General features: G+C 64.4%; 13 protein-coding genes, 4 tRNA genes and 1 pseudogene. 8 read left to right on the top strand and 10 right to left on the bottom strand.

Translation table 11 applies throughout. The annotated features are described in order from the left end of the window. Positions 1-9: 9 nt before the first annotated feature. The 6 genes from A5634_RS09415 to A5634_RS09390 form a co-directional block, all read right to left on the bottom strand. Positions 10-792 (bottom strand): sulfite exporter TauE/SafE family protein, encoded by a 783-nt coding sequence (locus A5634_RS09415; protein WP_065143762.1) that lies wholly within the window; start codon positions 790-792, stop codon positions 10-12. A gap of 121 nt (positions 793-913) precedes the next feature. Then, entirely contained in the window at positions 914-1,789 is an 876-nt protein-coding gene (locus A5634_RS09410; protein WP_065143761.1) for a hypothetical protein, read from the bottom strand. A 90-nt stretch (positions 1,790-1,879) separates the two neighbouring features. Beyond that, the gene (locus tag A5634_RS09405) at positions 1,880-2,170 is read right to left on the bottom strand and encodes a hypothetical protein (protein ID WP_065143760.1); all 291 of its coding nucleotides are present in this window, start codon (positions 2,168-2,170) and stop codon (positions 1,880-1,882) included. A gap of 9 nt (positions 2,171-2,179) precedes the next feature. Continuing rightward, positions 2,180-2,473, bottom strand: coding sequence for a putative quinol monooxygenase (locus A5634_RS09400; protein ID WP_065143759.1), 294 nt, complete (start codon positions 2,471-2,473; stop codon positions 2,180-2,182). 57 nt (positions 2,474-2,530) lie between these two features. Continuing rightward, positions 2,531-4,588: a PE family protein gene (locus A5634_RS29885; RefSeq protein ID WP_065143758.1), complete on the bottom strand. Its 2,058-nt coding sequence runs from the start codon at positions 4,586-4,588 to the stop codon at positions 2,531-2,533. Positions 4,589-4,769: 181 nt separating this feature from the next. Beyond that, positions 4,770-4,841 (bottom strand) — tRNA-Val (locus A5634_RS09390). A gap of 181 nt (positions 4,842-5,022) precedes the next feature. Between A5634_RS09390 and A5634_RS09385 the strand changes: the two genes are divergently transcribed. The 3 genes from A5634_RS09385 to A5634_RS09375 all read left to right on the top strand — a co-directional run bounded on the left by A5634_RS09385 (position 5,023) and on the right by A5634_RS09375 (position 5,286). Further along, positions 5,023-5,095: transfer RNA gene (locus A5634_RS09385), tRNA-Gly, on the top strand. Between the two features lie 28 nt (positions 5,096-5,123). Further along, positions 5,124-5,197 (top strand) — tRNA-Cys (locus tag A5634_RS09380). A 14-nt stretch (positions 5,198-5,211) separates the two neighbouring features. After that, positions 5,212-5,286 (top strand) — tRNA-Val (locus tag A5634_RS09375). Positions 5,287-5,663: 377 nt separating this feature from the next. On the opposite strand, the gene A5634_RS09370 is transcribed toward A5634_RS09375, so the two are convergent. The 3 genes and pseudogenes from A5634_RS09370 to A5634_RS09360 all read right to left on the bottom strand — a co-directional run bounded on the left by A5634_RS09370 (position 5,664) and on the right by A5634_RS09360 (position 7,977). Then, positions 5,664-6,434, bottom strand: coding sequence for an alpha/beta fold hydrolase (locus tag A5634_RS09370; RefSeq protein WP_065143757.1), 771 nt, complete (start codon positions 6,432-6,434; stop codon positions 5,664-5,666). 181 nt (positions 6,435-6,615) lie between these two features. Beyond that, positions 6,616-7,181 (bottom strand): annotated as a pseudogene (locus A5634_RS28135) (phage major capsid protein). A 469-nt stretch (positions 7,182-7,650) separates the two neighbouring features. Further along, the gene (locus A5634_RS09360; protein WP_155769445.1) at positions 7,651-7,977 is read right to left on the bottom strand and encodes a hypothetical protein; all 327 of its coding nucleotides are present in this window, start codon (positions 7,975-7,977) and stop codon (positions 7,651-7,653) included. A 119-nt stretch (positions 7,978-8,096) separates the two neighbouring features. Between A5634_RS09360 and A5634_RS30310 the strand changes: the two genes are divergently transcribed. The 5 genes from A5634_RS30310 (at position 8,097) to A5634_RS09340 (ending at position 12,992) form a co-directional block, all read left to right on the top strand. Continuing rightward, a complete protein-coding gene (locus tag A5634_RS30310) occupies positions 8,097-8,387 on the top strand; it encodes a Fic family protein (protein ID WP_155769446.1) in 291 nt (96 codons plus the stop codon). Then, positions 8,282-8,506 carry a hypothetical protein gene (locus A5634_RS30305; RefSeq protein WP_065143755.1) on the top strand — a complete coding sequence of 75 codons (225 nt, stop codon included), beginning with the start codon at positions 8,282-8,284 and terminating at the stop codon, positions 8,504-8,506. Before A5634_RS30310 ends, A5634_RS30305 begins: the two co-directional genes overlap by 106 nt. Positions 8,507-9,475: 969 nt before the next feature. Beyond that, positions 9,476-9,793, top strand: coding sequence for a hypothetical protein (locus A5634_RS09350; RefSeq protein WP_065143754.1), 318 nt, complete (start codon positions 9,476-9,478; stop codon positions 9,791-9,793). 113 nt (positions 9,794-9,906) lie between these two features. Continuing rightward, positions 9,907-12,204, top strand: a complete 2,298-nt coding sequence (locus A5634_RS09345; protein ID WP_065143753.1) for a hypothetical protein — start codon at positions 9,907-9,909, stop codon at positions 12,202-12,204. A 173-nt stretch (positions 12,205-12,377) separates the two neighbouring features. Further along, positions 12,378-12,992: a hypothetical protein gene (locus A5634_RS09340; protein WP_065143752.1), complete on the top strand. Its 615-nt coding sequence runs from the start codon at positions 12,378-12,380 to the stop codon at positions 12,990-12,992. Between the two features lie 105 nt (positions 12,993-13,097). Here the strand turns inward: A5634_RS09340 and A5634_RS09335 are convergent, their stop codons facing one another. Further along, a complete protein-coding gene (locus tag A5634_RS09335) occupies positions 13,098-13,880 on the bottom strand; it encodes an ESX secretion-associated protein EspG (protein ID WP_065143751.1) in 783 nt (260 codons plus the stop codon). Between the last annotated feature and the right edge of the window lie 128 nt (positions 13,881-14,008).

The raw sequence follows: 14,008 nt of genomic DNA, 5'->3' as shown, positions 1-14,008 counted from the left end.
GCCAGGTCTTTACACGGTCAATAGGCGATACAAGCCGATCAGCCCGACCACAACGATGGTGGTGCGCAGCGCTTTCGACGACAGCCGCCGACCGTAGCGCGCCCCGAGCCAGCCACCGATCAGCGAACCCCCCGCGATCAGGCCGACAACCGGCCAACTGATCCGGTGCCATGCCACCAACGTAAAGGCAACGGCTGCAACAACATTGACCATTAGGGTGAGCAGGTTCTTGGCAGCGTTCATACGCTGCACGGATTCTGGCAGCAGCGCGCCCATCACACCGACCAGCAGAATGCCTTGCGCGGCGGTGAAGTAACCGCCGTAGACGCCAACGGTGAACGTACCCAACACAAGTGCCGTCATGCGCCTCGGCGTGATGTGATCGGCGGCGCGTCCCGCTGCCTCGGCCCGTCCCCGCGCCCACGACTGGATTCGCGGTCCGATTACCACCAGGATCAGTGCCAGCACCAGCAGCACCGGCACGATCATGGTGAACACCGTTTCGGGCAGATGCAGCAACAGATACGCGCCCACCGCCGCGCCGAACACCGATGCCGGGATCTGCCAACGCAACCGGGCCCACTGGCCGCGCAGCTCGCGTCGATAGCCCCAGGTGCCCGACACGCTGCCCGCCACCAGGCCCACCGCGTTGGACATGGTCGAGGTGACCGCCGGGTAGCCCAGCGCGACGAGCGTCGGGAAGGTGATCAGGGTGCCCGAACCAACCAGCGCGTTGATCGTGCCGGCGGCCAGACCCGCAAGTCCGATCAAGAACATGTGGGAAATCGACACCCGAAAACCTTAGGGGGCGCGGGCACATGATGACGATCGAACCCGGGTGACCTTCTGAATCTGCCACAAAGCCGAAATCAGCGGGTGCCCGGAATCGACCCGGGCACCCGCTAATTCGAAGCTAACTACCCGTGTAGGGCAGGTTCGGGATGTTCGGCAGGTTGGGAATGTTGTTCAGCGACGGCATGGGGCCACCCTGCTGGAACAGCTGGACCGCAGCGTCCTGCCCGTTGGCGTTGGCAACCCAGTCACGGACCATGAAGTACAGGTTGGTGCTGGCCCGGGTGGCCAGTTGGGCCGCGACGTCGTATTCGTTCAGGTTCGTTCCCGGGACGGGCGTGCTACCGCGGGGGGTGTGTGGGCCGTCCTTGTTCAGCACGGAGTGGCACTCCTGGAATCCGGGCGGGGGGCCGCCGGCCGGGCAACCCTCGAGCGGGAACTGCTGCGCGAAGTCGATGTTGTAGTAGCCGGTGTGCAGGTCAGCGGGGAAATCGGCCGGGTTGCACACCGGGAAGATAGCTGGTGCGAGCCGGTCCAACTGACCAATGGCGATGTTGTCCTCGACCCAGTTGGAGTGCGCGTAGAGGTCCTGCTGGGTGTGCAGCAAAGCTCCGAATGCGGCGCGGGCGCCGGGCCCGTCTGCTTCCACGTTGCCGTTAAGCACTGAGCCGCTCAGGATCACCGGCGAGAAGACATCCCAGGCCTGGCGCGCCCGGTTGCAGATGTCGACAGGATTGATCGAGTTGTCCAGGTGCCGGAACTCGTCGGTGGCGAAGGCGTCACTGCCCATTGCGCCACCGCCGGGCGGCGGCCCGATCAGGATCTGGTTGATGGCCAACTGGCTGACTTGGTCGGCCGGCAGAGCGTTACGCGTGATCGTCTCGTGGTACTTGACGTAGAACGCGTGCGCCGTTGGCGGGCCGAAGGATACGACGGCCGCCATGGCTGCCAGTATCGCCACGAAAACCCCCAGCGGGTGTTTGCGGGTTAGCGTCATGAGAACTCCGTGCTAGTAGGGACCTAGTAGGAACTGATGTCGTGCGCTTTCGTAGACGTTTCCTCATGTACCTTACGAAATCAATAAGAACTACAGGTACGGCAGCGTCGCCGTCCGGTTGGTCTCGACCGTGTCCGCGAGTAACTCGGCGAACTTTGCCTGCAGTGCCGCGGTGGCGTCGCCCACGGGCTTGTCGCAGAAGCGGCAGCGCGCCGTGAAGGTGACCTGCTCGCCGTCCTCCGGCCAGAACCGTCGCGGCCCGACCGATGCGCCCGGGTCGTACTGGACCGACTGGTACGCGCTCTCGCGCAGGATTCGGCCGACCGGATGGGTCTGCGGGCATTCGAGTTTCAGCGTGCCGATGCCTTCGGAGAAACTCACGCCGCCCGCCTATACGTCAGAAGTGGTGTAGCGGGTCTTAACCGGGGGCGCGGCCAACAACGGCGGTAGCTCCGTCACCTTGCCCTCGCCGGCGCGGAAAGCCCGGTAGGCCTCGTCGTGCTCGACGGACTCCCACAACTCGTAGATCAACCAGTGCGCCTCGTCGTCGGTGTCGACCCACACGTCGGTCTGCAGATTCCCGTCGAACGCGCGGGTGACCTCCAGCGTCTTGTGCATCAGTTCCTGCCCGGCGGCCACCGAGTCTGGTTTGAATCTGAGCTCGAGAATCACCGTGATCGGCATCGTCGCTTCCCTTTCGGCCGGCTGAGCAACATCGCGATAGTACTTCGCGCAGCTCGGCTAGCCGTGGTTGCCTGGGTGGCCGTCGCTGCCCGCGGCTCCGTTGGCGCCTATCGCTGCGCCAGCACCGTTCCCGCCAGCGCCACCGATTCCGCGCGCACCTCCGGCGCCTCCGGCCCCGCCCGCTCCGCCCGTGCCGGTGCTGCCGAAATTGCCTGCGCCACCGAACATTCCGCCTTGACCCGGCGCTCCGCCCGTCGACCCGCCAGCGCCGCCGTCGCCGCCGTTGCTACCTGCGCCGCCGGTCCCGCCGGTGCCGCCGGTGCTGCCGATCGGGCCGTTGAACACACCGGCGCCACCCTGGCCGCCCGCGCCGCCCTCGCCACCGGCGGCGCCGGCACCCCCGAGGCCACCTACGCCGGCGTCGCCGCCGTTACCTCCGGTACCGAAGAACTTCGCCCCGTTTCCGCCCTGGCCGCCCGCGCCGCCATTGCCGCCGTGACCGGCGGTACCTCCGGCGCCGCCGTTACCTCCGCCGCCACCGGAGATACCGGTGCCGCCCTGGGGATAGCCCTGCGAGCGTTGGTAGCCGAACCCGTCGCCACCTGCGCCGCCGCTTCCGCCTGCTCCGCCCGGCGCTGCCGCCCCACCGACGCCGCCGGTTCCGCCGATGCCGCCGTGTCCGCCGTTACCGAAGATCAGGCCGGCGCTGCCGCCGTTTCCGCCCGCGCCGCCATTTCCGGCATTGCCCCCGGATGCTCCCGCGGCGCCGTTTCCGCCGTGCCCGCCAAGACCTCCGTAACCGGTGCTGCCCATTTTGGATGCCTGGCCATAGCCGCCCGCGCCGCCGTTACCGCCAACCCCGCCCGGCGCCAGCGCGTTGCCGCCGTTCCCGCCGGAGCCGCCATGTGCGATGCCAACATCCGGGTACACGTTGCGGGCAAAGGCACCGGCACCGCCGTTGCCGCCATTCGCACCGTTGCCGCCGTTGCCGCCGTTGCCGCCGATCGCGCCAGACGCCGAGTCGACGCGGGCGTACACGGTGCCGCCTGCCCCACCGTCGCTTCCGTTGACCGTGACGCTGCCATTGGCACCTTGTCCGCCGTTTCCGCCTGCGGCAGGCGAGTTGGTGACGGGAAAGTCGCCGGTGCCAAGTGAAGTTCCCAGCGTCCCAGTCCCATTCGGGTTCACGGCCGTGACGTTCGGGTTGACCCCGTTCGCCCCGTTCCAACCTGTGCCGCCTTGGCCGCCATTCCCGCCGTTGCCGAAGAGGTAGGAGTTGCCGCCGCTGCCGCCTTGACCAGGGTCGATACTGCTCACTGTGTTGCCCGTGTAGCGGCCGGCACCACCCTGACCGCCACCGCCGCCGTCACCGTAGAACTGGCCGCCGTTGCCGCCGCTGCCGCCGTTCATGCCGTCGCCACCGAGCCCTCCGGCACCGCCGTGCCCGACCAGGCCGGCCGAGCCGCCGTTTCCTCCCAAGCCGCCGCGGCCCGACAGCGCGCCGGCTCCGCCGGCGCCTCCTGCCCCGCCGTTGCCGTAGAGCCATCCGCCAGCGCCGCCGGTACCGCCCGCAGCTGGGCTGGCGGTGGCCGTGCCGGTTCCGCCTGCGCCGCCCGCGCCGCCGTTGCCGATGAAACCTCCGGCACCGCCGTTGCCGCCGGTCTGGCCGGCTGCGCCCGCGGCGCCTCTGCCGCCGTCGCCGCAGAGCCAGCCGCCGTCACCGCCATTGGTGCCAGGAGCAACGGCATCGACACCGTCGCCGATCAAGGCACGTCCGGTCATAGCGATAGCGGGAGCGTTGATCGCATCCAGCACAGGCTGCAGCCCGAAGACGTTGACGGACTCGGCGGCGGCATAGGAGTTTCCGGCCGCGCCCAACGCCACGACGAATTCACGCTGAAGTTCCGCCACTTGCGCGCTGATCGCCTGATACTCGCGGGCATGGGAACCGAACAGCGTCGCAATGGCCGCCGACACCTCGTCGGCGCCGGCGGGGACCAATGCCGTCGTCGCCGCCGACGCCACCTCGCCCGCGGTGTTGATATCTGACCCGACTCCCGCCAAATCGGCCGCTGCCGCCGCGAACGCCTCGGGCAGCGCAATCAGGTACGCCATGCTTCAACCTCCGCCGGAAGTGCAGGGCCATCCAGCGCGGTCTACGACCGCAACCCTCTAACGCACCGACGGTGCCGAGCCGAGATTGAGCAAATATTGGGACAGCATTGAATGCACTGGTTGAGCTGTCATTTGGGGCGGCGACGTCTGCTTCGATGCCCTGCTGCGGGTGATTCAGGAGTGGTCCCGGCTGGGATCGAACCAGCGACCTTCCGCGTGTGAAGCGGACGCTCTTCCACTGAGCCACGGGACCGGCGCCGAGAGGCGAACGACGTCGAACACTAGCACGACAGAGGTGTCGGTCTCGTGGGCCAGGTGCGCTTGAGGGCGCTTCGGACTAGTCTCGACACGGCGCGGACCTAGGAATTTGTGTGGGCGCGCTCACGTGGACTATCGTCGTGCTTCGCACCGGGCGACGATCTCGTCCGTTGCGCGCGGATGTAGCGCAGTTGGTAGCGCATCACCTTGCCAAGGTGAGGGTCGCGGGTTCGAATCCCGTCATCCGCTCGAAGGTGCAAATGGCATCAATCCCAGCGGTGGAGTGGCCGAGTGGTGAGGCAACGGCCTGCAAAGCCGTGCACACGGGTTCGATTCCCGTCTCCACCTCCAATTTCTATCCCCCAGCGCGATTAGCTCAGCGGGAGAGCGCTTCCCTGACACGGAAGAGGTCACTGGTTCAATCCCAGTATCGCGCACCATGTTTCACCTGCGGTTTCATCCGCAAAATCGGCCCGCGTGAACTCAATGTGAACTGCTCGGCGCAAACCCGAAAGGTTTCGCCTTGTCCACTACCCTGCCGATACGGCGCTGAGTGACCACCTGCACGACGCCCGTAAGCATCTGCACGCCTATGTCGCGTCGTTGAGTCCCACCGCGATGTTGTCGGCGCCCTCATCAACGACGTTGACCGGGTGTTGGCCGACGTGACTGCGGGCCCGCGCCGCGATCGTTCTCGCCGGCGTGGGCCGGCCTGGTCGACGCCTATCTCGCGGTCGAGGCGCGGCACCCGACGCGGTTTGGTCGGCTGCGATCGCCGGCGCGGATTCACGCGTCCGGCTGATGCCACGACAGGTCCTCAGGGCCTGGGCTGTTCGTACAAACGGCAACGCCCGATGAGGATCTCTGCCAGCCGTTGAGGTTCGCTCACCATCAGTATGTGGCAGGTATCGATCTCAATGAGGGTCTGCACTCCGCCAAGCGCGGCGATGCACTCGCGTTGAATCTTCATCGAGACGGCGCGATCACGCCGAGTGAGTATCCACGTACGTGGCACCTCGTCGGGCATACCACTGCGGTCAACTTTTTCAATCATTATTGAGGGTGATTCCTGACAGGACCCAGCCAGCGTGAACCTGCGCTGTGCAGGAGTCATTCCGTTGCAGAATACAAACCTCGCCAACGCAGTAGGCAAACCTCCCGGGCGTAATGAACGGGATTTCTGCACATTACGTTTCGCGGTGCGACGTGCGTACCAGCTCAGCGCCCCGGGTAACGTGTCCACCAGGGCGCTGCCGTTGGTTGGTACTTGCGCGGTGGCCAAGATCATCTCCCGCACGCGCGCCGAGCCAAGCTTGGTGACAACACCGGGGACGATCACCCCCGCCAGCGAATGGCCGACGATCACGAGGTCGTCGAGCGCAGCATTCTTGATGTCCGACACCACCGAATCGACCCACACATCGATACAAGCCGTGATGAGGTCACCGCCTTTATTTCCCCGACCCGGCAAATCAACGGTGAGCAACTTTATTTCTGGCTCCAGGATGCGGAGCACGTCGATGGTGGGCTCCCAACAATCAGCGGTGAACCCGCCTCCGTGCACGAGAACCAACGCGGGCAATCCCATCGCCAGGTCCTCCTTCAGCGTCGTGAGCCCAGGACCGCATCGTAAAGCGTTGCCACGACGGAGCGGTATACCGCGGTCGACAACGACGAGATTCGGGCCGCGGCGTTGTCTGCGCTCTAGGCGGCGATGGTCAGCTTCGCCACGCGCGCGTTGTGCATGACCTTCCAGCCCAGGCGCCATGTCACCCGAACGGCGATCGCGTCACTGGAAAAGAGGCGTCTTCGCTTCTCGCGACCCGGACTGCCGACTGCGCCCCGATCACCGCGGACCTGTCGACGACCAGCAGCGCGCCGGCGGGCATGGCCGGCGTGACCAGCACCGGCAGACCGAGCAACGCGCGTTCTCCGGCCGCGGTGCCGGCGCCGAGCAACGCTTCGTTGGAGTCGGTGCCGCGCTTAAGCTTTGACAGCGCCGCCCACGCATCCGGCGCTGCGATGATGTGCGTTGCCGTGCCGCTGTCGGACTCGATGAAGGACACCGCGTCGACCAGCTGATCGAGGTCACCCCGATCGGCGTCTTGAAGTCGATGATGCCCGTCGTGTTGAGTAGCCCGGTCGGACCGGGCGCTGCTTCGACGTTGCCGAGGTAGGCGGCGTTCGCCTTTCTGACGACGCTGCGCGACAGCGAATCGACAACCATCCGCGCCGCCTCGAGCTGCGCCAGCGTCTCGAAGCTGTACTTGCCGAGCGCGGCGACCTTGCCGGTCAGTACGACCACTTCGTCGAACTCCTGGTTCGCGTCGGGAATCTCGGCGCCTTCGGCGACGAACCCGACGACGCCATCCTCGGCGACGAAAGGGACCCGGATGGCCGGCTCATCGCCTTCGATCTGCCCGACGACGGTCGCCGTGTTCAGGTCAGAGCGTCGGGCACGACGTCGGTGGGCACGAACGCGGTCAGGTCAGGAGCCCACGCCTTGGGCGATGTGGGTGTGGTCTTGGTTGCCATGATGAACCTCGCAGGAGAGTAGCACAGTCGGTTAAGTTCCGCTGGCCTGCAAGGCTTTTCGCGGTTGCCCTCCTGGGGCTGCGCTGCAGCCGGGGCGTCCCGCGGGGATCACCACCCGGCCACAGCACCCTATTCTATCGGTCGTCGGCGTCACGGCCCATGACGACGCTGACCATCGCGGACTTCCCCGATGGTTTGGCGGGACGTCCGGGGCTGCGGCCCTCGTTCGGCACCCGCGGGCCGACGGGCGGCGCCGCGATCCCCAACTGCTACCGCGCGCTCGCGATCGCCACGGACACCTTCGCCGCGTCGACCGTGCCGTCGTCGTCTTCGTCGTCCTGGTCCTCGGCGACTTCGGAGGCGTCCTCGCTGTCGCTGTCCGGGGTCTGGGCGTTCTCCGGGTCGTCGGTTGCCCTCGCTTCGCTCGGTTGCCACGTAAATCCTGCTGGTCGCTTTCCGTGGACTGTCCGCTTGCCGCCGCGTTCGTTGTTCGACGGAAAGGTTCGGCTTGTCGCGGTGGACGAGTGCGGCATCGGCAGGCAACCTCCGCCAACGACATCATCAAGCAGGCGGTAACTGATTACCTGAAAATCCATGCACGGACCGACATGGTTGCGCCGCCTTCGAAGACGTTCTGAAGCAACACTCGGTCGCGTTCGAAAAGCTGGAGAACCTCTGAGATGACGATCTGGTTGAGCACTGACGACGTGCAGCAATTCAACGCGCGGTTCGTAGGTGCCGACATGCTTCGGGACTTGGACTCCTCGAGTCCGCAGTCCTGCGGCCCCAAGCCACCACCTTCGGCGACGACGCCTACCCAACGACCCACGAGAAAGCGGCAGCTCTACTTCACAGCCTCACTCGCAATCACCCATTCGTTGATGGCAACAAGCGCACCGCGTGGCTGCCACCGCAGCCTTCTATCAGGTCAACGGGTACGTCATCGCCTACGATCTTGACCCCGGCCGAGTGGTCGAACTCGTCGTTTACGTCGCAGAGGGACTAGTGGACGTGCCGAACATCGCCGCCACCCTCAAAGGGTGGGCAAAAACGTTCCCGCCACCGGCGGAATGGATTGACGACGACCACGACAACACGGGCGGCCGCCACCACCGTGGTGACTGATCGGCGCGTCCAGAGGGTCCAACCCGCGCTGTAGTTGGACGTCCACCGTGGACCGCAAGTGGCGAATGATAAGGCTCACCAAGACACGAAAAACGTTGGCGGCGGCCAACCACCTGTTGCAGCTATGACGTTGGCAGACTTGGCAATCCAAGGGTCGCGATAGTCTCCGCCTCCGCGGATCGCTACCTAATGCACGCAGCAGCAATCTTCGATGGGCGGCATGATCGCTCAGTCCCTCGCGGCCCACTGGCCTAACCGTATGGCCACCTTGACCTCAATCTTTTCCACCACCGGCGCGCCTCAAGTCGGTCAGCCCGCACTCTCAACGCGCCTACGAATGGCGTTGCCGCCAGCCAGAACTCGCAGTCAAGCGGTGAACAGACGCCTAACCATGATGCGCCACAACGCAGGCACATCGATGCCGTTAGACGAAGCCGCGGCCGCGACCTACGCAGCAACTGCATGGGACCGCCCCGGAAGGCGCTGCGAATCACCGCCCCTACATTGGTGATTCACGGCGACACCGATCGGATGGTCCATCCGAGCGGGGGAAAGCCACCGCCGATGCGATCCCCGACGCATGGTTGATCACCGTCAACGCGATGGGCCACGACATCGCTCTGGGCACAATCCAAACCTTCGTCCACCTCAATCACGAAACACAGCTACGCGGAGAAATCGAGCCTGCGATGACCGCAGAAGATCAGTCCCGACGCGGGCCGGCTCCCATCGCCGGTGCGACCATTGGCGCCCCGGGATCAAAACCCATCAGCCACAGGGACTTACCCCCTATTCGCCCAGAAGGTTCGGAGATCACAAGGAGTTCGCGATTGTTTGCGCCTAGTAGCGTTTTCCTTCGTCCGTGCGGTTGCGAACCTGCCTTCTGCTGGCAGCATTCTGCACACGCGGCCCCAGGGGTGATTGGTAGTCTGCTGTGCCGATGCTGCGCTAGTGACAGGAGGACAAGCCGTGAGCACCGTGCTGGAGTTGCAGCTGGAGGCGTTGGGGAGATTGCGGCCCCTGCTGGGACAACTCGGTGGGCTGCTACGCGCATCTGCGCAGGGTCCGCACGCGGGAGCTACGCCGGACCCCGGAGCCGATTCGCCCTCGTTGGTAGCGGCGCGGGGTGTCAGCGGGGAGACTATCCCGGGTCTGCAGAACACCATTGCGGATCGGTTCATCGAGGTCGGAAATTTGATAGAGGTGGCTCGCACACAGTTCGCCCGGGCCGAGAGTGACCTCACCTCGGTGATCACCAGCGCGGGCTCTCTATTGCCAAGCGGCTGAATGGGACACACGACAGCACTACGAACATTGAACAATCGGGAGATGTTGCGCACGCGACTGCCGTCGGGTTTGCATGCTGAAATCGAGGTGGCGATGAGGTTGGCGTTGGTGCGATGGTGACGCGCCGCCAGATTGATGCCGCAAACCCGCAGGCTGTGCTGGGCATGATCGATTCGTGGAAGAGGTCGGCCACGGATATGCTCGACAACGCCACGACCTACCGAGGCGCAGTGACGATGCCAGGTGGCCAGCCGTGGTCGGGACAGACCCGCGATGCCGTCGTGGCGATGGCGGGGAAGGACTACACCGCTATCGATGGACTTCATGAGTCCGTCAACCGGATGAGCGACGCAGCGGCCCATGGGATTAATGACAGCGTTATTCCCAGTTTGAACGACGTTCGCGCCAAGATCGCTGCTGCAGAGCACGAGGGTTTTCGCGTGAACGACGACCTGTCCGTGGCCCAGCCGCAAGCGCCGATAGCCGATATCATCGATCCCAAAAAGAAAGAACAGGGCGAACGCTACGAGCGGGAGATCAAAGCCGCCGCGCAGAAGTGGTGGGACGCTGAGCAGGCAGTAGCCAGACAGATCGACAACGACAAGAACGGCCTGGCCGCTGCGTTAAATGCCGTCGGAGCGCTCAACGCGAACGAAGGCGGCGGCGACGGGACCAATCTGGTCAATAATCACTTCTTGTCCTCACAGGAACAGCAGCGACTCCTAGCCGCCGGGACCCTCACCCCTGATCAGCTGGCCCGGTTGGCCAGAGGCGAACGAGTTGAGGTCGGAGCAGGCCGAATGGCCTACCTCTATCAAATGTCGCAAGCGCTAAACGGCAAAAGCCCAGCCGAGATCAAAGCGCTCATGGACGGGTTGTCGCCCCAATCGCGGGCCGCCCTATCGCAGGGGTTGGCCATCGTGTCCAACCACCACGCCCTGTCCGGTGTGCACAACCCGCAGGGTGTCACCGACGCGACCCGCGAGGACTTCATCCCGGCCGCCGGCAGCCTCGCCAACTTGCCTAAAGGCATCGTCTCCGAACTCACGCGCACCGATCGAATCACCAAGGGCATCAACGCTGACGGACTCCTGGTCGGGACGACCAACCTGCACGGCGTGGCCGGGCTGCAGGACCTCGCCGAGGTGTTCCGACCGGCAGGCACCGCCTACCTCAATGGCAGCGAGGCCACCCAGTCGATGTTGGCCGCGGCCAGCCAGTATGCGGCCGCCGATGCAGGAGTACGCGGAGATCCGCATGCTGCGATATTTAGCGATCAGCATGGCGCCAGCCCCGCCATGCCCTCAGACCCCAGAGGCGCACTCGCCGGTGTCATCGCCGTCGCAGGCAACGACCATGTGGGCATGCACGACCTCGCCACCGGAGCGAACAGTCATGAATTCCTGCAGGGACTCTTGCAAGAGAATTGGGGCAGCCACTCCGATCAAGTCGGCAATGCATTCCGCTGGATGGGTGATGACCCGCACAATCCCATCAACTCCGGCACCGCCGACGCCGTCTCGCACTACATCAGCGACCCCGCCAACGACTTCAAGCACATGCCCGGCGGTGGCAACTTTGGTGCAGACAACCCGGCGCTGGCCCAGGCACTCGCCAAGGGAATCGGGCCGTATCTCGCCTCACTAGCCGGGGCGGACGCGTCACTGTTCGACACGCCAGGAATACACCCCTTCGACAACCAAGGCCAAATGGCCAACCTGTTCGCGGTACTCGACCAAGACCATATCGCCGGTGCAACGATCAACAACGCCGCCGCCCAACTACAGCAATACCTCGAAGTCAACGCCGCACAAACCGGTCACTACTACGGGGCGGAGATCGCCGAACGGCTGCACGCAGCCATGAACCAAGGCGGCCACGACTACAGTAACTTCAGCCAACTCAGCCAGGTATACGCCGCCAACCAAGCCAACGCCGCTAGAGGCGCCCTGTGGGACACCGGCTACGGAGCCCTAGCCGGCGTCGCCGGATTCGTACCCGAAGCTAAACTCCCCGCCGCCATGGCCGCCGTCATGAACCCAGAGATGAAACTCGGAATGCTCAACCCCGTGGTAGACCCCACCACGATCGCAGGCGACCACTACATCACCAACTGGCTCGACACCCACGGCCCCAACAACCCGAACAACCAGCACCTAGCAATATTGCAGGGCCTCATTAACGGCAACCCCATAGCCGCCCACGACCCGGCCTTGACCCCCTACCTCACCCACGACGACAACGGCCTACCCACCATCGACCACGGTAAGGTCTTCTACGACTTCCGTAACAATCCGCAGAGCATGGACGACTGGTACAACAGCGTAGCGGCGCGGTATGGCTTTAACCCTGGCTTATGGGCAAGTGAACACGACGCCGGCGGCCGCACTGACTGGGGTCCACCCCGATGAGCTGGGTACGGCCGTCACAGCGCGTTCTGGCATTTGGCGCGGTGGTAATTGCGTCCATGGCGACGGCAGGTTGCGGCACTACTCGTGCGCCGGGGCCAGAATCGTCACCCAATCCGGCACAAGAACACAATCACGTCAGCCAACGCTGGATCGACAACCCTAGCGTTAACCTCATGTCGCCCGAGGGCACTTTTGTGCGTGCCTGGCTGGAATCAATACATCGCCTCGGCAACGGCGGCGGACACGGGCAAACATTGCTGGCCGACGGTTACCCGGGTTTCATCCGCGCATTCAATAACGTTCGGGATTACACCAGTGCCGGCAGTGGCGGCCCACTCATTCCTGGTACAACTCTGGTTGGTACGGAATACCAGGAGATTGTGTCGTTTCGCCGCGACGGCAACCAATTCACGGCGGCAGTCTGCACTTACAGTTCGGTGGTTGCAATAAAGCGGGGCGACGAGTTCACCACGAGTGGAACAAGCCCTTCATACCATGGTGAATCATTAAGTTTCGGACCCGATCCCGCCTTGGCCCCGACAGACCAACGTGTGCCGAAAGCCAACCAACAGGGCCCCGCCGCGGCGCCTACCGACAACGTATTCGGCACCTGGATTGCCACGCACTATACCCACGGCGTTGACGAATCCGGCATCGACCTCAACGCCCCCTGCAACAAACTCGCACCCGGCACCCCGCCCGACTGGCCGAACGGACGCTACGTGACGTCAACGCCGCCCCCCGTTCTGCCGCCGAGCCCCGGCTGGCCAGAAGGTGGCTCTGCCTAGCTGCCTAGTTGCCCGCCAGCTACCGCGATGTGGTGGGCCGTCTGACCCGTACCACATCCGCGCGCCGCGATATTGCTGCCGGACGACAGTTGGATACCGATCCACTCATCCGAGTCCCCGGCGACGACGAAGTCGATTGACATCCTCCGCAATTAGCCCGTCGATACGCCCACCCAGCTTCACCTGAGACAGCGGCTCCGCATAGTTGAAATCGGCATCGTAGACGTAGTCGCCGTCGCCTGTAATCCTTACCCAGACAAGGAACTTACTGTCCCAATCCACACCCCACGCGCGCGCGGGCCGGCAATGCGACTGAACGGTCGCTAACGCCGCCACATCGGCGCTCGGTACCCTGCGAACCGCCGAGACTGCCACTGGAATCTGCACGGACATCGCATAGTCGTCTTCAAGTCCGGTGGCGGGTCCAGTGAAGTAGCCGACATATTCCGGGATAGCAATCCGGTTGCGCGAACCAGGATTCGACAGCTCCACCAAGTCGGCGATTGCCGGACCTAATCCATATGCCGATAGCTCATACACATCGACAACGTCAGCCTCAGGCCGTTGAGTTGCCACAAAGCCCGTGTCGCCGACGCGGCACGCCATAATGCGGGCGTCTGGTCGTTCCTCTTGACCGTAATGAACCCGGCACTCGACCCAGATGTCGGCATCCACATACGCCGACATCCAAGGGCCGAAGGTGCGAAATTCTCCGGTGTTGAATCGATCTAAAAAGGTTGTCGCAACGGATGACTCGGGTTGGACGATCGCGGCGGAGTGTTCAGTGAGAGCGAACGGATACGGTAGCTCACGTCCTTCCAATTCACAGATTGCAGCCAAATCCATGACAGTGATGCTGCCAATCACGTCGCGATTCCCATTGTTCACAGAGGCGCGTCCTTCGAATCTCGTAGTCCCTAAATACGGCGCGTGCAGCACCCTAGTCCACATCCTCACCAGGACTGACTCCCAGACATTCTGGGCCGGTTTTGTGCAGCGTCATCCCGTCACAGTCG

It is taken from the genome of Mycobacterium asiaticum (assembly GCF_001673365.1).
Classification (GTDB): Bacteria; Actinomycetota; Actinomycetes; order Mycobacteriales; family Mycobacteriaceae; genus Mycobacterium; species Mycobacterium asiaticum_A.
Note: the sequence above shows the minus strand (reverse complement) of the source record. Positions and strands in the feature narration are given on the sequence as shown.

Bases quoted from the DNA above. Each gene is read 5' to 3' on its own strand.
- A5634_RS09345 (WP_065143753.1), top strand. From the start codon at position 9,907: ATGGTGACGCGCCGCCAGATTGATGCCGCAAACCCGCAGGCTGTGCTG.
- A5634_RS09360 (WP_155769445.1), bottom strand. From the start codon at position 7,977: ATGGATTTTCAGGTAATCAGTTACCGCCTGCTTGATGATGTCGTTGGC.
- A5634_RS09400 (WP_065143759.1), bottom strand. From the start codon at position 2,473: ATGCCGATCACGGTGATTCTCGAGCTCAGATTCAAACCAGACTCGGTG.
- A5634_RS09370 (WP_065143757.1), bottom strand. From the start codon at position 6,434: ATGGGATTGCCCGCGTTGGTTCTCGTGCACGGAGGCGGGTTCACCGCT.
- A5634_RS09410 (WP_065143761.1), bottom strand. From the start codon at position 1,789: ATGACGCTAACCCGCAAACACCCGCTGGGGGTTTTCGTGGCGATACTG.
- A5634_RS29885 (WP_065143758.1), bottom strand. From the start codon at position 4,588: ATGGCGTACCTGATTGCGCTGCCCGAGGCGTTCGCGGCGGCAGCGGCC.
- A5634_RS09340 (WP_065143752.1), top strand. From the start codon at position 12,378: ATGTCGCCCGAGGGCACTTTTGTGCGTGCCTGGCTGGAATCAATACAT.